This is a genomic window from Nonomuraea sp. NPDC049419, assembly GCF_040676995.1.
Lineage (GTDB): Bacteria > Actinomycetota > Actinomycetes > Streptosporangiales > Streptosporangiaceae > Nonomuraea > Nonomuraea salmonea.
Genome location: NZ_JBFAQB010000004.1, coordinates 296,423 through 315,060, shown reverse-complemented (window position 1 = coordinate 315,060; position 18,638 = coordinate 296,423). Strand labels below are relative to the sequence as shown.

Sequence of the window (18,638 nt, the reverse complement as noted above, 5' to 3'; positions counted from 1 at the left end):
CGTGGCGGCCTTGGCCCGCCTCAGAGCGTTCGGGTTGTTCGCTCTGCTGGCGGTCGGTACGGCGGCGCTCGTCTCGGTGCTGCTCAGCGGGGTCGCCGGTGCCGCACCTGCGACGCCCGTACCGACTCCTACACCTTCTGCCACGCCCAGCTCGTCGCCGGCAGAGCCGGAGTTGGACTGCGGGTTCATCGATGTGGCGTGCAAGACGCGGCTGGCGATGGACGAGTGGTTCACGCATCTTGTGGAGTCGGCGACCAAGCCGGTGTTCGAGTCGCTCGGCTCGACCGTACTGGCGACGCCGGAGCTGGATTCTCCCGAGATGGCGCGGGCCAAGCAGTTGTGGGAGCTGTCGCGGACGATCGCGAACACCTGCTTCGTGCTGCTGGTGACGGTCGCGGGCGTGATGCTCGTGGTCGGGCAGGCGCTGCCCGGCGGGACCTCGGCGCGGGAACTGCTGCCGCGGCTCGTGTGGGCGTTCCTGGCCGCGAACCTCAGCCTGATCGCCATCAAGTACGCGATCACTCTGGCGAACGGGCTGAGCCAGGCGTTCCTGATCGATGGGGCCGAACGGATCGATCCGACGCTGGTGTTCGACGCGATCAAGAAGGCGGTTCTCGCGGGCATCGTGCTCAAGGGCGTGTTCTTCGCCTTCGTAGCGCTCGTGGTGATCGTCCTGGCGGTTGGTGTGCTGTTCACCTACATCGTTCGGATCGCGCTCACCATGGTCGTGATCGTGGCGGCCCCGCTCGCGTTGGTCCTTCATGCGCTGCCCGTCACCGAGGGGATCGCGCGGTTGTGGTGGCGGGCGTTCGCCGGGCTGCTCGCGATCCAGATGTGCCAGTCGCTCGTGCTCGTCACGGCGCTGCAACTGCTGTTCTCCGCCAATCCAGCCGACGACGACTCGTTCTGGCTTCCGAGTACGGCGGACATGACCGACCTGCTCATGGCCATCTGCCTGCTGTTCGTCCTGCTCAAGATCCCTGGCTGGGTCGCTCGGACCATCTGGCAGGCGAGCAAGCCTCGGGCCCTTTCACGGCTGGTGAAGTCGCTGATCGTCTATCGCGGGCTGAACATGCTCCTCGGCAAGGGGCTCAATGCCGCCCGCGCCGCGCGCCGGCCCAAGCCTCCGAAGCCGCCCACCTCACCGAGCGGCAAAGGCGGGCCCAGCGGCCCTCCTGGCGGAGGTCCGAGCGGTGGATCGGGGCCGAACGCGGGCGGGCCACGTCCGGGCATGCCACGCCATCCGCGTCGTCCACCGGGGACGACCGCCGACAACCGCCGTCCGGGCGGTGAGGATGCGCAGGTTCACCGTGCATCCCCACCAGCGCCCACCGATAGAGGGCAGCCCGTTGGCCGTCCGCAGCCGACGCCGCGTCCCCGACCCGTTGTCCGGCGCGACCGGCCTCCCAATGGGGCCGTGCCTTCTGAGCCCCGTCGTTCACTGCCGCGCCCGTCTCAGGTCTCGTTGCGGCTTCAGATGCCTCGTCTTCCCAGAAGGGCGGCACGTCGTGCGCCACGCAAGTAAAGAACGGCTGGTCGCGAAAATTCCAGCCGATGTCGAGATGCCGGACAAGCTCTTCGCGAACCTGACGGTCCGGCAGGTCGCGATCCTGGGCGGGACCGGGGTGCTGGCTGCCTGGGTGTACCTCATAGCCGGCGACCGGCTGCCTCTCCCGGTGCTCGTCGCGATCATCCTGCCGCTGATCGCCTGCGGATGCGCGCTGGCGCTCGGCAGGCGGGACGGGCTCAGCCTCGACCGGCTCGTCCTGCACGCCATCGGCCACCTGCGGCGGGACCGCAAGCTGGTCACCACCGAGGAAAGAGTTCTCCCGCCGCCGGCCTGGTGCCGGGTCCGGGGCCGTCTACCAGGTGCGTTGCGGCTCCCGGTCCGGGCGATCCGTGAAGACGGCGTCATGGAGCTCGCGGAAGGCGGGACTGTTGCTGTCGTCCGTGCCGGGACCGTGGCGTTCGGGTTGCGGACGGGCGAGGAGCAGGCGGCGCTGGTCGGGGTGTTCGCCGGGTGGTTGAACTCGCTGGACGCGCCCGTGCAGATCCTTCTACAGGCGCGGCCGGTTGATCTGTCTGACCTCGCCGACGTGATCGAGGGTGCAGCTTGGCGGCTGGCCGATCCCGCGCTTGAGCAGGCGGCGAGGCAGCATGCCGAGTTCCTCGGCGAGCTGGGCGCCACTCGGGATCTGCTGACGCGGGATGTTCTGGTCGTCCTTCGTCACCAGGACACCGAGCAGCCGCCCGGGTTCACGCGGAGGTCCCGGCGTGCGGCTCGGCGGGACAGCTCGGCGGCCATCGTGATGCGTCGCGCCGAGGAGACCGTACGTTCCCTGCTCGGCCTCGGTGTTCAGGCCGTCGTCGTGGGCGCTGAGGAGGCTCGCGATCTGCTCGTACGGTCGCTGTCGCCGCGTCGTCCCGAACCGGTCGGGGTCGCCCGTCCAGATGAGCCGATCACGCTTGGAGAGGGGGCTCAATGAGATTCACCCGGCCTGCCGGCGGCGACGAGGAGCTGGCCCGTACCGCCGTTGCCTTGCCCGGCCCGTCGTCCTTGAAGGTCAACGCCCGGTCAGTCGAGTTCCCGGACGGCCTGTGCGCGTCGTTCGCGATCGCCGGGTATCCACGGGAGGTCGGCGCGGGCTGGCTCGAACCGCTGACCGGCTATCCAGGGCACCTCGACGTGTCCCTGCACATCGAGCCGATTCCGCCGTTGATTGCCGCCCAGCGCCTGCGCCGCCAGCTCGCCCGCCTGGAGTCCGCCTCCGCAAGCGCCCGGATGCCGGACTTCGCCGCTGAGGCCGCTGCCGATGACGCTGCTGAGTTGGCCGCGTCCCTCGCCAGAGGGCATGGCCGGCTGTTCCGGGTCGGCCTCTATCTCACGGTGCACGCCGCGGATGCCGAGGAGCTGGAGGCGGAGGTGCAGCACGTCAAGGCGCTGGCGGCGTCGCTGCTGCTCGACGCGCAGCCGACGACGTTCCGGGCGATGCAGGGATGGACGGCCACACTTCCACTCGGCACGGACACGCTGAAGACCCGCCGGACCTTCGACACCTCGGCGCTCGCGGCGGCGTTCCCGTTCGCCTCGCCTGATCTGCGGCCCCGGCTCGGCGAGACGCCGGTGTTGATCGGGCTGAACGCGTACTCCTCCGGCGTCGTGCTGTGGGATCGGTTCGCTCACGACAACTACAACTCCGTGACGATCGCCAGGTCAGGGGCGGGCAAGTCGTACTTCACCAAGCTGGAGGTGCTGCGGCTGCTGTTCCACCAGGTCGAGGTGTGCGTGGTCGATCCCGAGGACGAGTACCGCCGCCTCTCGGACGCGGTCGGAGGGACCGTCCTCGGGCTCGGCACGCCAGGGGTGTGCTTCAACCCGTTCGACCTGCCCGCCTCCGCCGACGAAGATGCGCTCGACCGCCGCGCGATGTTCTTCCAGACGCTGGTCGCGACCATGCTCGGTGAACCGCTCACTGCCGCGACGAAGGCCGTTCTGGACAAGGCGGTGATCGCCACTTACGCGGCTCAGGGCATCACCTCGGATCGGCGCACGTGGAAGCGTCCCGCGCCGCTGCTCGCCGACCTGGTGACGATGCTGGACGCCACCGACGCGCCGGAGGCGTCCGAGCTGGCCGCGCGGCTCGCGCCGTACGTGTCCGGGTCCTACCGGAGCCTGTTCGCCGGCCCGACCACCACGCGGCCGGACGGTCACCTGATCGTGTTCTCGCTGCGGGACCTGCCCGAGGAGACCCGGCCGGTCGGGATGCTCCTGGCGCTCGACGCGATCTGGCGGCGCGTGTCCAACCCCGCCGATCGGCGACGCCGCCTGGTCGTGGTCGACGAGGCGTGGACGCTGATGCGCGAGAACGAGGGCGCGAGGTTCCTCTACCGGCTGGCCAAGTCCGCCCGCAAGCACTGGGCCGGGCTCGCCGTCGTCACCCAGGACGCCGCTGATCTGCTCGGCTCTGACCTCGGGAAGGCTGTCGTATCCAACGCCAGTACGCAGGTCCTGCTGCGGCAGGCACCGCAGGCCATCGACGAGATCGCCGAAGCCTTCGACCTCACCGAAGGAGAACGGCTCTTCCTGTTGTCGGCCGGACAGGGCGAGGGACTGGTGTGCGGGGGCGTCGGAGATCGCGCCGCTTTCGTCGCCGTCGCCAGTACGTCCGAGCACGCGCTCGCCACCACGGACCCGGCGGAATGATCGCCGATCCAGGGCTCTGGGGAGCCGTCATCGGTGGTGCCGCCGGTCTCAGCGCGGCTGAGGCCGTCCTCTGGCGGTGGCGCAACGCGCGCTTCGGCCGTAACGCTCGGCTGGTCGAGATCGCGGTTCCGCCGCAGGTCGAGGCCGGGAGCGCGGCTGCCTGGTGGTCGCAGGTGATGGGGCTGACCGCGCCGCGCTGGAAGCGGGTCTTGTTCGGTCAGCCTCATCTGGCCTGGGAGTACGTGGCTGATGCGGCCGGGGTCCGGGTGCAGGTGTGGGTGCCGGGGGGCGTGCCGCCTGGGCTGGTGGAGAAGGCGATCCGGTCGGCCTGGCCGGGTGCGGCCGTGACCACTCGTCCGGCTGAAGCTCTCCCGTCGCGCGGTGCTGTCGTTTCCCGAGGGCGGATGGTTCTGGCTCGGCCCGACCACTACCCGCTCATGACCGCGCACCGCAACGATCCGCTGCGCGCGCTCCTCGGTGCGCTCTCGGGGTTGCGCCAGGGCGAGCACGCCGCCGTCCAGGTTCTGGTCCGCCCGGTGACCGGGCGGCGGCTGTCAGCCGCGCACCGCGCCGCTTCAGCGCTGCGGAACGGCAGGTCCAGCAGCCTTCGGGCTGACTTGTTCGACGTCATCACTCCGGGCGGGCTGCATCACAGCCGGCCCGGTGAGCTGTCGCGGTTGTTCCCCGAGCGTGCTGAGGAGATCCGGGCCATCCTCGCCAAGGCGAATCAGCCGCGCTTCTCTGTCCAGATCTCGTACGCCGTGACGAGTGACCGGCCTGACGCCTCGGACCGGCTCCGTGGTCGTGCCCACGAGATCGCCGCCACCTTCGCGCTCTTCGCCTCCGGTCATCAGTACTTGCGCCGCCTGCGCGGCCTTGATCTACCCGGGCGCATGTCGAAGCGCCGCATGAACTGCGGCTACCTCTTGGCCGTCGATGAGCTGGCCGCGCTGGCCCACCTGCCTTACGACCAGGCTGCTCCCGGCGTCACACGAGCCGGAGCCCGACCCATCCCGCCCGCGCCTGATGTCCCCATGTACGGACAGGACATCCGTGTCCTGGGTGACGCGGAGACCGGCCACCCGCGCCCGGTGGGGGTCACGGTGGCTTCGGCCCGCCAGCACCTTCACGTCCTCGGACAGACCGGTGTCGGCAAGTCCACCTTCCTGGCCAACCTCATCCTCTCTGACGCCCATGCCGGCCGAGGCGCCCTGGTCATCGACCCCAAGGGCGACCTGATCGACGACGTACTCGACCGCCTGCCCGAACGCGCCATCAACCGGACGGTCCTCTTCGACCCGGCCGAACCCGGCAATCCGCCCTGCTTCAACGTCCTCGCCGGACCGGACCCGGCGTTCGCGGTCGACTCGATCGTCAGCATCTTCCACCGCTGCTTCGCCTCTTCCTGGGGCCCGCGGCTGGACGACCTCATGCGCTCGGCCTGCCTCACCCTCGTACGAACTCAGCGCAACCGCGCAACCCTCGCCGACGTGCCGAAGCTCCTCACCGACACCCCGTTCCGTGCCCGGATCGTCGGCAAACTCGATGATGAGCTGCTGCGCGGCTTCTGGTCCGCGTACGACGAGCTGTCACCCGCCGCCCGCGCCTCAGTAATCAGCCCCGTCATGAACAAGCTCCGCGCCGTCCTCCTGCGCCCGTTCGTCCGGGACGCCCTGTCCGGCGGGGCCTCCACGTTCGACCTGGCCTGCACCCTGGACACCGGTGGCCTCATCCTCGCCCGACTGCCCAAGGGCGTCCTCGGCGAGGACGCCGCGCGCCTCTTCGGCTCGCTCCTCCTCGCCCACACCTGGCAGGCCATCACTCCCCGCGTACGCCTGCCCGAACACGAACGCCAGGATGCCGCCGCCTACATCGACGAGGCCCAGAACTTCCTCAACATGCCCATCTCCGTCAGCGACCTCCTCGCCGAGGCACGCGCCTACCGCTTCTCGCTGACGCTCGCCCACCAGCACCTGTCCCAGCTCCCTAAGGACCTCCGCGAAGCCGTCTCCGCCGACGCGCGCAACAAGGTCTACTTCACCGCCTCACCGGAAGACGCTCACGACCTTGCTCGCCACGTCGGTCCCGTACTCACCGCGCATGACCTGTCCCACCTGGGCGCGTACCAGGCAGCCGGACGAATCATGACCGGCGCAGGAGGCCCGTCACCGGCGTTCACCTTCCGCACCCGGCCTCTCCCCGATCCGATCCCCGGCCGCCAAGAAGCCGTCCGGACCGCCTCCCGTGCGACGTTCGCACGCCCCGAGACCACCACAGCGAGCAAGCCGAAACTCCGCCTCCCGACCGATCCACGCCGAGCCCACGAGGAGGGCGCTATATGACCCGGCCGAATTCACCCCGTCGCCTGCTCCCCTCCCGGCACCCACGCGCCCGTGCCAGCCAAGCCCTCCTCACCGGTCTGGCCGCGCGCCTCACCCCACGAGACGCCGAGATCCTCGACGCCGTCTGGGAACACCGCGTCCTCACCACCGACCAGCTGACCGCCATCTTCTTCCCGAGCATCCACCGCGCCCGCCACCGCCTCCTGGACCTGTACGAACCACGCGCCCTGGACCGCTTCCGCCCCTGGGCCCCTACCGGCAGCCGCCCCTGGCACTGGATCCTCGGCCCCACTGGTGCCCACCACCTGGCCGCCCAGCGCGGCATCACCCCCGCCGAACTCCGCTACCGCCCTGACACGGCCGGCGCGATCGCCTTCTCCTCCCGGCTGACCCACCAGGTGGGAGTGAACGAGTTCTTCGCTCAGCTCCACGCCACGGCCCGCCGCCGAGCCGACGGGTGTGAAGTCGCCGAATGGTGGCCCGAACGCCGATGCACCGCGCTCTGGGGCGACCTCGCTCGGCCGGACGCCTTCGGACGCTGGACCGAGCTCTCCCCCACCGGCCAGCCGGACACCATCGACTTCTTCCTGGAACACGACACCGGCACCGAGCCGCTGTCCCGTGTCCTGGCCAAGCTCGACGGGTACGCCGCCCTGGCCGAAGCGACCGGCATCAGCACGCACGTACTCTTCTGGCTCCCGAACCCCACGCGCGAGGCCAACTTCCGCAAGTTCCTGATGGCCCCTGACGTCCCCGTGGCCACCGCCGTCCACACGCCCGCCACGGCCCCCGACGGGCCCGCCGGGCCGGTATGGCTACCAGCCGGATCAACCGGCCCCCGCCGCCGCCTGATCGCCCTACGGGACGCGTGGGGGCGCATGGACGTTCCCTCGTAATGCCGGTCATCATCGGCACGGCGATCGGGGCGCTCGCCCTGATCGCCGTCCTCGTCAGCGTCATCGCCGCTGTGCTGCCAGGTAGCGACGTTCCGAGCGCCTCCTGCGGTACGTCCGCACCTGCCGACATCCCGCTCCAGTACCTCGACCTCTACCAGCAGGCCGCCGCCCGCAACGGCATCCCTTGGACCGTCCTAGCAGCGGTCGGCAAGGTTGAGTCCGACCACGGCCGAGGCACCGGGCCCGGCGTCACCACCGGCACCAACCCAGCCGGAGCAGCAGGCCCCATGCAATTCATCCCGGGCACTTGGCAAGCCTTCGGCGTAGACGGCAACGCGGACGGCACGGCAGATATCTACGACCCCGCTGATGCCATCCCCGCCGCAGCCGCCTACCTCCGGCACAGCGGCGCACCGACCCACCTCGAACAGGCGCTCCTGCGCTACAACCACGACCCCGCGTACGTTGCCAAGGTCCTACGCATCGCCGACTCCTACGCCGTAGCCTGCCCGCCCCTCCTGATCAGCGGATCTGAACGCGGCACGGCTGCGGTGGCGGCGGCGTCCCGCTGGCTGGGCACCCCTTACTCGTATGGAGGCGGCGACCTCGAAGGCCCGACGACGGGGATAGGGCTGGGCACGAGGGTGATGGGCTTCGACTGCTCTGCCCTCGTCCGTTACGCGTGGCACCAAGCCGGAGTCGCCCTGCCGCGTACCGCTGAGGATCAGTGGCTGGCCATCCCCCATGTCCCGCCCGACCACCGCGCTCCCGGCGATCTCGTGTTCTTCCAGGGCTCGGGCGGAGCCCCGGGCCGCCCCGGGCATGTTGGCCTCATTATCGACGGAGATCGCATGATTGAAGCCCCGCGTACCGGCCTACGTGTTCGTATCAGCCACTACACATCCCGACGAGACCTTGTCGGTTACGCCCGTCCGGGTGGCTGAGGCAAGCGCTCACGCTGGTAGCTCTCGGCACCGCTGACGAGCACGTTCGTCCTTGTCTCGTTCCTGGATCCATCGCTGAGAGCCGACGAGAGATGCCACATAGCGCGTAGGCGGGGATCGGTCACAGCCGATCCCCGCCTATGCGCACCGTGTCAGATGTCGCCGCCCCGTAGGCGGCAGGTGCGTTCGTCGGCCGGGTCCAGGAGAATCGCGGGCAGCTTCTCCATTCCCAGGTCGAGGGCGCGGTGTATGCGGTGCCAGCCGTCGATCACCAGGCGGTTGCCGGGCGGCAGGGCGCACGGGAGCGGGACGACCAGGATGGGCTTGGTCACGTCGACTGTCGCGGCGTGCTTGGGGTCGATGCGGATGAGGTCCTTGACGCCGGTCAACGTCCGGATAGCAGCCGGGCGTACTGGGTGGCGTCGGGCCAGGCGGGTGGCCAGGTCTACATCCCATGCCCACCCCAGGAGGGTGAACATCTCGTCGGCCATGTTTTCTCCTCTCTTGTCAGGGCCGATGACTATGCGTCCTGCGGCTTGGCGGCGCGGAAGCGGTTGGGGTGTTCGCTGACGAGTTCGGCTTCGCCGTTACGAGCGAGGGTGTCCAGGGCGTTGGCGACCGCTCCGGAGGAACGGCCGAGCACCTTGGCGATCTCGTTGGCGGTGAACGCCAGGTCCGGGTACTTCGTCAGATGGGCGACCACGTCCGGGCGCAGGGGCCTGGGTGTGCTGCGATCACCGCGCCGCGCGGAGCCCCACCCGGTGGTGGTCTTGGGCTGGGTGGCGCGGGTCGCCTTACGTACTTCTGTGGTGCCGCTGTAGATGGCTTCCAGGCCCGTGGTGAACGCCGTGTCATCGTCGGACAGGAGGGCCGCGTAAGTGGTGGTGACGGCGTTGAGCAGGTCGGTCAGGGCGCGGCGCGTGTCCTCGATCCTGCGGGCCTTCGCCAGGGCCTCGGCGGCCTGCTGGCGGCGGGCCTCCTCCTCTGCCTGAGCTCTGGCCAGCTCGGCCTCGGCCTCCGTGCGGCGGGCCTCCTCCTGTTCCAGGAGGCGCATGGCGTCGGCGAGGGATATGGCGGTGCTCTGCTGCTCCGTCTCGGGCGTGGTCGGGTCCTCGATGCTGGCGTCAGCGGCTGTGTCCGGCGGGACGTCGTCGCCCTCCTCCGATGTGGTGTCGAGGAGGATCGCAGACCACTGGTCAGGTAGGGGGCGGCCTTCCTCAGAACGTCCGCCGGGGGTGCGGCTGGCGTGGCCCGCCTCGGCGAACGCCGTCAGTGCCTTCGTCGCGGTCGGACGCGATACCCCGGCCGCCTCGGCGATCATCGTGACGGATGCGGCCGGGGTGGCGATCAATGCCTCCCATACCTTGGCCGCAGCGCCTTCAGGGCGAAACTCGGCCGAGGTTTCAGCCTTCTCGGCCACCGTGTTCGCTGTCATTTGTTTCTCCTTGAACTGGTGTCGTGCGCCGGAATTTTCCGGGCCCATTTCGTTCGTACAAGACGACTATTTCTCGACGTCGAATGCGAAGCAAGCCGATTCGGCGGCGCGTTGGTAAAAAAGATTGGCCTGCGAGCGCCTGACCAGGCAGGAAATCGTCGACCAATTCAGAGCCCCGGCCGATTAGCTTTCTTATCAAGAAAGGAGGCAGGGGCTTAGGAATTGCGAATGGAGACGCAGGAGCGACAGGCCGCTGGCATAAAGCACCAAGGGCCGCTTCATGGCGAGTATTCGACTCGTAGAGCGAGTCGGGCGGGCCATCGGTACCCCGCACGGCCCCGCCTACCTGCGCACGCGCGCCCACGCGGGGGTACTGGTCAAGGCGGTAGCCCGAACGGTAGGGCGATCGGCACACCGACCTGCGGGCCGGAGCAGCAGAGCGCAAAGATCGCGCAACGAGGGCTTCCCACCTCTGGAAGCCAGCCTTCCCACGGCGGGCATGGCCGTAGTCTGAGGGGTGGGACCAGCCGGATAGCAGCCGGCTGGTCCCTCTCTATGTGGCAGCCAGCGTGACCTGGCGACAGCTCAGGCAAGCTGTGCCGAGGGTCGGCCTCGCAGCCGGATACTGCGGCATGCACGCGGCTGCGAGGCCACCTGCTCAGGTCTTGAGGACGCTGGGCAGTGAGGGCATCAGAATCGCCGCTACTTAGCTCGGCGACCCTGCCGGATCAATGCGTAATAAACGCATGGGCCACACCCCCTTTCAGTTGTACGTGCGCGTATACGCACCGGTTATATAAGCGCTCACCTCCGCGACCACCGTCAAGTCGAGCAACCACTCAGCCGAAGTCGGTAAGCCTTCGATAGAGCTGCTCTGTTTGCGGGGACGGCCTCCTCGCCCGAGTGCGCAGCCGTTCCAGGACTTCGTCATAGCAGTAATGGATCGCCTGCAGCCTGCCGAGGCGGCCGTAAACCTCCATTCGCCTGCGGTACAGATGCTCGGCGACACCGTCGAGTTCGGTGGCGCGTTCGAGATAAGCGACCTCGGCTTCGGGCTGCTCCTCCAGGTCGGCGAGTTGAGCGAGGGCTTGGACGACGGCACGGTTCAGAGAGTCCGCCGCGCCGCAAGCCCAGCTGAGGTCTACGCCGGGGAGATAGGGGCCGATGTAGAGGTCCGTGGCGGCGATCAGCGCGGCGGCCTTCTCCGGTCCCTTGGCCCGGGCTGCGGCGGTGAGGAGGTCGCGGATCTGCCAGACATCGCAGGTGTAGAGGTCAGGGTTGATCCGGTAGCCGGTGCTGCCCATGAACTGAATGACGATCCGCCCGTAGTTGCCTGGCATCCCGAGCGCCTCGCACATCTTGGCGCGCGTCGCCTTGAGCAGGCCGGCGAACCGGTCATGCGGCATCTCTGCCTCCGGCCACAGCTTGTCGCGGGCCGCGCTCTTGGTGAGCAGGGAGGAGCGGTGCTCGGCGAGCAGGCCGAGGAGCGCCCAGGTGTCGGTCCCCCATCCGCCCGCCGTACGGTTGCGCCCCTCGATGCTGCACTGGCCGACGAGGCGAATCAGGCCGCGCCGGTCGGCCACCGGCGTGGGGGCCGGCTCTGGTTGTGGAGCGGGCACCACCGGGATTTCATGGGCCGTTCTTGCGGGCATGCTGACTGTCTCCGTCTCAGGGCGGACATCGGTGAGTCGCTGCACCCGTCGGCGCCGCGAGCCGTACGAACCGAACGTCATCAGGAGTCCGACCAGGCTCCGTATCGCCGACGATCGTCCGGCCAGTGCCCTCGCCGTCTCCCCAACGAACTGCCGCCGCATGTTGCCTCCCTCTCCGCTCTTGAGCGTTCGCACTGATCAGATCTCGCGCGGTGCGGAATCGGAGAGCCTGAAACTCCCCACGGCGCCTACTGACCAGGGGCAGTGCCATCCAAGGACGCGAAATCGCCTTGTACAGCGGGGATCTGGAGCCCCGTACGCGGTGGTGAAAACCCACCATCGCGCGGAATCACTCACCCTCGACACGGCCCACAAAGGAGCATCACAGCGAGCATCGAAGCCACTACCCTCTGTCTCTGGGGGTGTCAGTGGACGGGCAGAATCAGATCAACGCACAGCGCCTGCTGGCGGGTGTCGTACCGGACGAGATCTTCGCGTCATACTCCAAGTTGCTCGCTGAGGACGGCTGCCAGGAGGGCGAGGCGGCGTCCCTGCTGGGGAGCGCTGAGCAGGTCGCGGAGCTGACCGCTCGCGGGATGGCGCACCTTCGGCCGGACGGTCCGTTGCTACCGCCACGTCTCGTGCCCGCACCGCCCGAGCTCGCGCTTCAAGGCGTGCTGTCGGAGCTTTCGCGCCGCCTCGTCAGCGATCAGGAGCGGCTGCTGGCCGGGCACAAGCGGCTGAGCGAGTTCCACCAGACGTCGGCGGCGTCGTCTTCCAGCTCCGGCATGGACAGGCTCGTACAGATCGTCACCGACCGAGACGAGATCAGCCGCCTGTCGTACGCACTCATCAACGCGGCCCGGCACGACTGGCTCACCCTCGATAACTACGTCCTGGAAGCGCCCGTTGAGGACGCCACAGGGTACGCGCCGCTGCCCGTCTTCGAGGGGCAGGTGCAGTGCCGCGCCATCTACGAGACCCGCTGCGCGGAGCACCCGATCGGCGCGAAGACGATCGAGGCCGCGGTGGCCGCCGGTGAGCAGGCGCGGCTGCTCCCCCGCATCGGGATGAAGATGAAGCTCGCGGACGAGGCCGTCGCGCTCCTTCCGCTCACGCCCACGGGGATGGGCGGAGCGCTGCTCGTACGCTCGCCGGTCATCGTCGGCGCCCTGCGGGAGTACTTCGAGCTGCTGTGGGAGAAGGCGATCCCGTTCGGCAGCACGAAGGCCGCCGGCCCTCTCACGCCGGCGCAGGCGCAGGTGCTGCAGCTGCTCACCCAGGGACTGTCCGACGAGGCGATCGCCCGGCGGATGGACATCAGCGTCAACACCGTACGCAGGCACTGGACCGCCATTCGCGATGAGCTGGGTGTGGAGACCCGCTTCGCCGCAGGAGCCGCAGCGGTGCGCCGCGGCTGGATCGACTGACTTGAGAGGCTGCCACATGCTCGGATACCTGGACTTCGTCCCGCAGCAGCGGTTCCAGCGCACCCTTGCGCTCTCGCCCAACGGCAAGCTGGTCGCCTACTCCAGCCACGCCTCCGGCCACTATGACCTGTGGGTGGTGCCCGTAGCCGGTGGTGAGCCGCGCCGGCTGGCGGGGTTCGACAACCGGACCGTACGGCAGTTCGCCTGGACGCCCAGCGGCGATCAGCTGGTCTTCACCGCTGATGAGAACGGCGACGAGCAGTTCCGCATCTACATGGTGTCTCTGCAGGGCGGCGAACCGAGCGAGGTCAGCTCGGGGCCGGACTGCCAGCGCATCCTGGCCGAGTCGCCGTTCGACCCGACCGGTCGTTTCCTGGCCTACACCGCCAACGACCGCGCCCCGGCCGCCCAGGATCTCATCGTTCATGACCTGACGACCAGCGAGCTCCGTCGCTTCACGCCGCCCGAAGGTGTCGCGTTCGAAGCCGTCAGCCTCTCCCCCGACGGCCGCTGGCTGCTGGCGACCGGCTTCCGTTCCAACACCGACATCGCGGTCTACCTCACGGACCTGAACGACCCTGATGCCGAGCCCGCCTGCGTGACGTCCGCTCTCGGCGAGGGTGTCTTCGAGCCCGGCGCCTGGGCTCCAGACTCCAGTGGGTTCCACCTGCTCACCGATCACTGGAGCGACTTCACCGCCGCCGCCTTCTACGACCTCGAAGCCAAGTCCCTGCACGCCATCGCCGCCCCGAGCTGGGACGTCGAAACCCTGGACGTCGCGGCGGGCGTACGCATCTGGTCCGTCAACGAGGGCGGCCGCTCCCGCCTGCACGCCGAACGCAATGGCTCCCCGCTCCTTCTCCCCGACATCCCGCCTGGCGTCATCTCGGCACTGTCCCTGGCACCGGACGCCTCGTTCGCCGTCCTCCTGATCGACTCGGCGGCGCGGCCGGCGGAACTCGCGGTCCTGGACCTCGCCAACCACGACTTCCGGTACCTCACCGACACCCGTCCTGCCGCCCTGCGCGTCATCAACCCCATCGTCCCGGAGCTGATCACGTATCCGGCGAGCGGCGGCCGCGACGTCCACGCCCTCCTCTACCGTCCGGACGGCCCAGGCCCTCACCCGGTCCTGCTGTCCGTGCACGGCGGCCCGGAGGCCCAGGAACGTCCCATCTACGCCCGCTCGGGCCTCTACCAGCACCTTCTCCACCAGGGGATCGCCATCCTGGCCCCCAACGCCGCCGGCTCCACCGGCTACGGCACCGCCCACCAGAAGCTCATCTATCGCGACTGGGGCGGCATCGACCTCGACGACCTCGACCACGGCATCCGCTACCTGCAAACCCTCGACTGGGCCGACACCGACCGCCTCGCCGTCATGGGAGCGTCGTACGGCGGATTCGCCGCCCTGTCCTGCCTCGCGCGCCTGCCCTACTCGTGGGTCGCAGGCGTCTCCATCTGCGGCCCCAGCAACCTCGTCACCCTCGCCAAGGCCTCACCCCCCACCTGGAAGACCTTCGTCGCAACCGTCCTCGGCGACCCCGACACCTGCGCCGAACACCTCCTGGCACGCAGCCCCGTCACCCACGCAGACGGCATCACCGCGCCCCTGTTCGTCATCCAGGGCGCCCACGACCCACGCGTCCCCCAAGCCGAGTCCGACCAGATCGTCGCCCGGCTGCGGGAGCGTGGTGTCGAGGTCCGCTACGACATCTATCCCGACGAGGGCCACGGCTTCACAAACCGCGCCAATGAGCTCAAGGCGTACGAGGCGATCAGCGCCTTCCTCTACGCGCATCTGATCACCGTCGACGTCGACAGTCCTGACGCACTCAGCGTGGGGTAACAGCCGAAGTCAGCGGTGCCCATCCGTGAATCCGGATGGGCACCGTCGGCCAAGGGTCGGCCTGATAGCAGCAGGCCGACCCCTTCATTTCGCTACGGCCGCCGTTCGAGCGTCGATGTCGAGGTGGACCCACACCGTGTGTCCGGTCGCCGGGCTGCCGATCTGGGAGAGCTTCAGGACGAGGTCCTTGACGATCGCGAGTCCGAACCCGCCCACCGTCAGCGTCCCGTTTGCTAGGCGGCGGTCGAGCAGCGGCCTGCCCGCTCCCCCGAGGTCACAGACCCCGAGGTAGGCCGGGCCCTTCTCCGGGAGGTGCATTTCCACCCCGAACCAGCCTCCGGCGCGGCCGGATCGGGTGTGCAGCAGGGCGTTCGTGGTGAGTTCGGAGACGATGAGTCCGGCGTCGCCCTCGCGGCCTGTCCCCTCGAACAGTGCCTCGACCATGCGGCGTACGCGGCTTACCTGATCGCGTTCGCCGGGGAACACGCCTCGCCAGTCCATCCGGTCGGACGAGCGCATCCATTCCCATCGTTCGGGCGTATGCATGGTTTCGATCATTCGCGGTGTTCCTCCTGTTGTCGGTGGCGGTCCGCAACCGCGCGGACGCGACGGCCCAATGGGCGCTCGACTCCATGGCAGGGGTCAAGTTGTCCCGGCGCTTGCGGGACTGCTCAAGAAGCTGTGCGCCGCTTCGTCGATACCGCGGCGGCCAGCGCTTCTTGGGCGAGCTTGACCGAGGCGGTGATCGAGTCGAGCAGCGGAGCGCCAAGGCTGCCGCTGCCGAGGCCGGCCGAGGTAACCAACTTGGTGAGTCCACGACGGTGGGCACTGGCCAGCTGCGTCATGGGGTGGTGGCGCAGAACGTCGCGAGCGGCGTACCCGTCTCCCGATGTGAGTGCCTCGGTCGCCACCTGGGCCAGGACGTGGTCTGCGGTATGCGGGTCGAAGGCGCTGGCCAGGGTGGCCACGGTCAGCCCGTAGCGGGCGCGGTAGACCGCGTAACCCGGCATCGGCTCGCTGCCGAGGAAACGCTCCACCATCGCCTGGCCGTCCCGGTTGAGCGTGCTGCCTGCGGACATCACGTTCAGGCAGGTTGCGACCTGTCGTTCCCAGGGCTCGGTCAGGTTGCACTCCTCCAGGACATGCCGGGCAGCTCTGGGTGCACTGTGCAGGCAGTGCGCGATGATCTCGGCTTGCCGTCCCTCCATCAGATGGACCCCGATGCCGTTGTGGGCCTTGGCATGTGTGACCGCCTCGTCCCAACGCCCGGCCATGGCCATCACACGGATTCCTTCCGCCAGGTATTGGAGCCACGCCCACTCGCGGAGCTTGTGACGCTCGTGTCGCGTCCCTTCCAGGGCGGCTGTGGGGAGGGGCTGCCCCTCAACGACGAGGCCGGTGCATGTGGTCGCCGCCTGGTAGACGGCAGCGAGGAGCCGCAGGGCCTTGTCGCCGTTCTCCGCGCGGATTTGCAGCCGTGCGAGGTTGAGTACTGGTTCGAGCATGTACCGGGCTTGCAGCACGGTGAGGGGTTCGCCTGCCTGCCGGTAGACGTTGATGTGCTGCCAGCAGAGCTCATGGGCAAGGTCGCTCAGGCCGCAATCGCTGGCGACCAGGGCGGCCTTGTTCAGGGCGTGGGCCGCCTCGTGCAGACCGTTGTCGCCCTGGTGCCACGCGGTCTCGGCGATTCCCGCTACCTCCCGCACCCTCTCCTGGAGTGAGGGACAGGCCGGGCGCGGGCGGCCGACGAGGGGGAAGCGGCGCATGGCGTTGTGCAGTGTCGTGAGGTCCAATGCTCAGCTCCGAGGCAGGAAGGCGGCCTTCGCCGCGTGGGCGAGGACGCCCTGGGTGGTGGCCGACAGGCCGAAGCGGTTCCAGTGGAAGATCAGTACGTGGGTGAGTACGGCCCGGAGCCCGCGATCAAGGCGTCCCCGGGCGGCAGCGTCACCGAGCCGCTGGCCGGCTACCTCGTATGCGGCGAGCCAGGGTTCGGCGAACGTCAGGGTGTCCGCGAGCAACCTGCGGTCGGCTTGCCTGGGCACCAGCAGAAGAGTGCGTACGTTGGGCGCCAGCTTCTCCACTGCTGGGGTCTGGCCAGCGGGTGGCGCCGGACGGATCGCGGCCACCCGGCCGAAGACGTCGCCGCGCTCGAACCAGTCCAGTCCCGCTTCCCGGAGCAGGGCATTGATCAGCAGGAGCGAGAGTTCTCGTCGTCCTTGGTCGGCGGCCTTGTGGCGGGCATAGGCCAGCACGCCGTGGCTGTCGGCGCAGAACAGTTCGTGAGCGATATCGGTCCCGTCTGGACCGCCGAAGGCGAAGGTCTCTGGCTCGTAGATGGTGGACCACCAACGAGCGATGACGCGCTCCTCAACAAGCTCGCGGAGTGCTCTATCGACAGCAGTGCGGTCCGTTGTGTGCACCCGGAGCCGCCAGCCCGGCGGCTTGCGCAAGAACCACCAACCCTGCACGACGCCCTGGTCTTGTAGACGGTCCAACCGGAGTCCGAGGTACATCGCTCCAGCCGATTCGGCCGTACGTCCCTCTGCGAACTCGATCGCGAGCTGGTACCACTCGCTCCGCTGCTCCAAGGCGGTGAGACCGGCCGCTTGGAACAGCTGCACGGCATCGGCCAGCTCGACAGGGGACATCCTCGTCTCCGTCGCGGTGCTCTCCAGGTCCGCCCCGGAGAGTACGGCGAGGACGGAGGCGGCGATCTTCGCCGGCGAAGCAGTGGTCAGGTGATCAGCAGGCATGAGTCCCATCCCGATCGCGGCGGCGTGTGTGTGGGCTCCATGGCCAGCCGAACGCCGGCCTCGCCCGTCAGCAGACCGGCGCCCTCGACATGGAGGGCCGCGGCCTGCTCACTAAGGAGCGATGCCAGCTCGGGGAGGCACGCTGTGACGGCTTCACTGTCAGCGTCCTGGGCGGCTCTGGAGGCCGTCTGATACACGCCGGCCAGGCCGTGGCACAGCCCCGCCTCACTCAGCCGAGCGAGCTGTCCAGCGTTCAGGCACGCTGCCATGTCTTCCTCAGCTGTGCGCTGTCGCTCTTGGTCGCCGAGGGCTATGGCGCCGAGCTGAAGGGCTCGGGTGATGCCGGGCGTGCCGTAGCACCACGACGGGCGGCCTGGACCGGACTGGGCGGGCCGTCCGCTCCGCAGATCCTCTTGGGTTAGCCACTGCGGCCACCAGGGGCCGTCCTCCGAAAACTGCCGCCAGCGGTCGAACCACAGCATCAGGAAGGTGATCGCCTCACGTTGGCCGAGCACGACGCATCCACGGCGGGCGGCCAGGGCGAGTACGGCGAGCAGTCCTGCGGCACCGTGCGCCATCCCCAGGTTGGCGTGCCCGCCGGGAGTAGGCAGGAGCGGATCCGGGTCGTGCGGCACCCACCAGCCGGGAATCTCCAGCCCGTCCTCGACGCGGGGACGGGTCAACCGGACCAAGTACCGAAGGATCTGGGCCAGGACGTCACTCTGCGGCATGCGTCTTAGCAGCAGCGCCCCAATTCCGACCAGTCCGGAGAAGGTGTCGTACTCCTGGAACGTCGCCGGCGCTCCCCCAGCCATTCGCGCTGTGGCGGTGGTTAGGCGACGGCGGGCGATGCCGAGCACGAGTTCGTCCAGCTTGGCCGCTGTCGAAGGGTAACGATGTTCCCCGTCAGCGCTTGCGGCGTGCAGGACGAACGCGATGGCGGGTACGCCGTAGTAGAGGCTGGCGTGCTCAGCGGCGATGACCCTTCCGGCAGCGGCTTGGCGCAGGTGTGCGTGGACGTTCCTCCACTCCTCCGTCCCGGACAGGGCTCGCTCGATGTGCAACAGTGCGATCCCGGCTGCTCCTCGCGATAGCGACTGCGCGGTCATCTCGTCAGCGGTCAACGTCTCCGA

General features: G+C 68.9%; 15 protein-coding genes. 8 read left to right on the top strand and 7 right to left on the bottom strand.

Annotation, left to right across the window (positions count from 1 at the left end; translation table 11 throughout):
• Window position 1: 1 nt before the first annotated feature.
• From AB0K12_RS15480 to AB0K12_RS15455, 6 genes are read left to right on the top strand one after another with little or no spacing between them, the layout of a single operon-like run.
• On the top strand, window positions 2–1,525 hold the full coding sequence (locus AB0K12_RS15480) for a hypothetical protein (protein WP_364560545.1): 1,524 nt from the start codon (window positions 2–4) through the stop codon (window positions 1,523–1,525).
• On the top strand, window positions 1,509–2,486 hold the full coding sequence (locus AB0K12_RS15475) for a PrgI family mobile element protein (RefSeq protein WP_364560542.1): 978 nt from the start codon (window positions 1,509–1,511) through the stop codon (window positions 2,484–2,486). Before AB0K12_RS15480 ends, AB0K12_RS15475 begins: the two co-directional genes overlap by 17 nt.
• Window positions 2,483–4,204, top strand: a complete 1,722-nt coding sequence (locus AB0K12_RS15470; protein ID WP_364560540.1) for an ATP-binding protein — start codon at window positions 2,483–2,485, stop codon at window positions 4,202–4,204. Before AB0K12_RS15475 ends, AB0K12_RS15470 begins: the two co-directional genes overlap by 4 nt.
• Window positions 4,201–6,546 (top strand): DUF87 domain-containing protein, encoded by a 2,346-nt coding sequence (locus AB0K12_RS15465; protein ID WP_364560537.1) that lies wholly within the window; start codon window positions 4,201–4,203, stop codon window positions 6,544–6,546. The genes AB0K12_RS15470 and AB0K12_RS15465 overlap by 4 nt, the downstream gene beginning before the upstream one ends.
• A complete protein-coding gene (locus AB0K12_RS15460) occupies window positions 6,543–7,442 on the top strand; it encodes a replication-relaxation family protein (RefSeq protein WP_364383569.1) in 900 nt (299 codons plus the stop codon). Before AB0K12_RS15465 ends, AB0K12_RS15460 begins: the two co-directional genes overlap by 4 nt.
• The gene (locus AB0K12_RS15455; RefSeq protein ID WP_364560533.1) at window positions 7,442–8,386 is read left to right on the top strand and encodes a bifunctional lytic transglycosylase/C40 family peptidase; all 945 of its coding nucleotides are present in this window, start codon (window positions 7,442–7,444) and stop codon (window positions 8,384–8,386) included. Before AB0K12_RS15460 ends, AB0K12_RS15455 begins: the two co-directional genes overlap by 1 nt.
• Before the next feature lie 152 nt (window positions 8,387–8,538).
• Here the strand turns inward: AB0K12_RS15455 and AB0K12_RS15450 are convergent, their stop codons facing one another.
• The 3 genes from AB0K12_RS15450 to AB0K12_RS15440 form a co-directional block, all read right to left on the bottom strand.
• Window positions 8,539–8,877, bottom strand: a complete 339-nt coding sequence (locus AB0K12_RS15450) for a hypothetical protein (protein WP_364560530.1) — start codon at window positions 8,875–8,877, stop codon at window positions 8,539–8,541.
• 29 nt (window positions 8,878–8,906) lie between these two features.
• Window positions 8,907–9,869, bottom strand: a complete 963-nt coding sequence (locus AB0K12_RS15445) for a hypothetical protein (RefSeq protein WP_364560527.1) — start codon at window positions 9,867–9,869, stop codon at window positions 8,907–8,909.
• A 791-nt stretch (window positions 9,870–10,660) separates the two neighbouring features.
• A complete protein-coding gene (locus AB0K12_RS15440; protein WP_364560524.1) occupies window positions 10,661–11,635 on the bottom strand; it encodes a bacterial transcriptional activator domain-containing protein in 975 nt (324 codons plus the stop codon).
• Window positions 11,636–11,901: 266 nt separating this feature from the next.
• On the opposite strand from AB0K12_RS15440, the gene AB0K12_RS15435 reads away from it, so the two are divergent.
• Together AB0K12_RS15435 and AB0K12_RS15430 are read left to right on the top strand one after the other, a co-directional pair.
• The gene (locus AB0K12_RS15435; RefSeq protein ID WP_364560522.1) at window positions 11,902–12,903 is read left to right on the top strand and encodes a helix-turn-helix transcriptional regulator; all 1,002 of its coding nucleotides are present in this window, start codon (window positions 11,902–11,904) and stop codon (window positions 12,901–12,903) included.
• A 16-nt stretch (window positions 12,904–12,919) separates the two neighbouring features.
• Window positions 12,920–14,752, top strand: a complete 1,833-nt coding sequence (locus AB0K12_RS15430; RefSeq protein WP_364560519.1) for a S9 family peptidase — start codon at window positions 12,920–12,922, stop codon at window positions 14,750–14,752.
• 84 nt (window positions 14,753–14,836) lie between these two features.
• On the opposite strand, the gene AB0K12_RS15425 is transcribed toward AB0K12_RS15430, so the two are convergent.
• From AB0K12_RS15425 to AB0K12_RS15410, 4 genes are all read right to left on the bottom strand, one after another.
• Window positions 14,837–15,310, bottom strand: coding sequence for an ATP-binding protein (locus AB0K12_RS15425; protein ID WP_364560516.1), 474 nt, complete (start codon window positions 15,308–15,310; stop codon window positions 14,837–14,839).
• A 113-nt stretch (window positions 15,311–15,423) separates the two neighbouring features.
• Window positions 15,424–16,458, bottom strand: coding sequence for a hypothetical protein (locus tag AB0K12_RS15420; protein ID WP_364560513.1), 1,035 nt, complete (start codon window positions 16,456–16,458; stop codon window positions 15,424–15,426).
• Window positions 16,459–16,548: 90 nt separating this feature from the next.
• Entirely contained in the window at window positions 16,549–17,505 is a 957-nt protein-coding gene (locus tag AB0K12_RS15415; protein WP_364560511.1) for a thiopeptide-type bacteriocin biosynthesis protein, read from the bottom strand.
• Window positions 17,487–18,629: a lanthionine synthetase C family protein gene (locus tag AB0K12_RS15410; protein WP_364560508.1), complete on the bottom strand. Its 1,143-nt coding sequence runs from the start codon at window positions 18,627–18,629 to the stop codon at window positions 17,487–17,489. Before AB0K12_RS15410 ends, AB0K12_RS15415 begins: the two co-directional genes overlap by 19 nt.
• Between the last annotated feature and the right edge of the window lie 9 nt (window positions 18,630–18,638).

Coding starts and splice junctions, on each gene's coding strand:
- AB0K12_RS15450 (WP_364560530.1), bottom strand. CDS start 8,877: ATGGCCGACGAGATGTTCACCCTCCTGGGGTGGGCATGGGATGTAGAC.
- AB0K12_RS15445 (WP_364560527.1), bottom strand. CDS start 9,869: ATGGGCCCGGAAAATTCCGGCGCACGACACCAGTTCAAGGAGAAACAA.
- AB0K12_RS15470 (WP_364560540.1), top strand. CDS start 2,483: ATGAGATTCACCCGGCCTGCCGGCGGCGACGAGGAGCTGGCCCGTACC.
- AB0K12_RS15460 (WP_364383569.1), top strand. CDS start 6,543: ATGACCCGGCCGAATTCACCCCGTCGCCTGCTCCCCTCCCGGCACCCA.
- AB0K12_RS15415 (WP_364560511.1), bottom strand. CDS start 17,505: ATGCCTGCTGATCACCTGACCACTGCTTCGCCGGCGAAGATCGCCGCC.
- AB0K12_RS15425 (WP_364560516.1), bottom strand. CDS start 15,310: ATGATCGAAACCATGCATACGCCCGAACGATGGGAATGGATGCGCTCG.
- AB0K12_RS15440 (WP_364560524.1), bottom strand. CDS start 11,635: ATGCGGCGGCAGTTCGTTGGGGAGACGGCGAGGGCACTGGCCGGACGA.
- AB0K12_RS15430 (WP_364560519.1), top strand. CDS start 12,920: ATGCTCGGATACCTGGACTTCGTCCCGCAGCAGCGGTTCCAGCGCACC.
- AB0K12_RS15455 (WP_364560533.1), top strand. CDS start 7,442: ATGCCGGTCATCATCGGCACGGCGATCGGGGCGCTCGCCCTGATCGCC.
- AB0K12_RS15465 (WP_364560537.1), top strand. CDS start 4,201: ATGATCGCCGATCCAGGGCTCTGGGGAGCCGTCATCGGTGGTGCCGCC.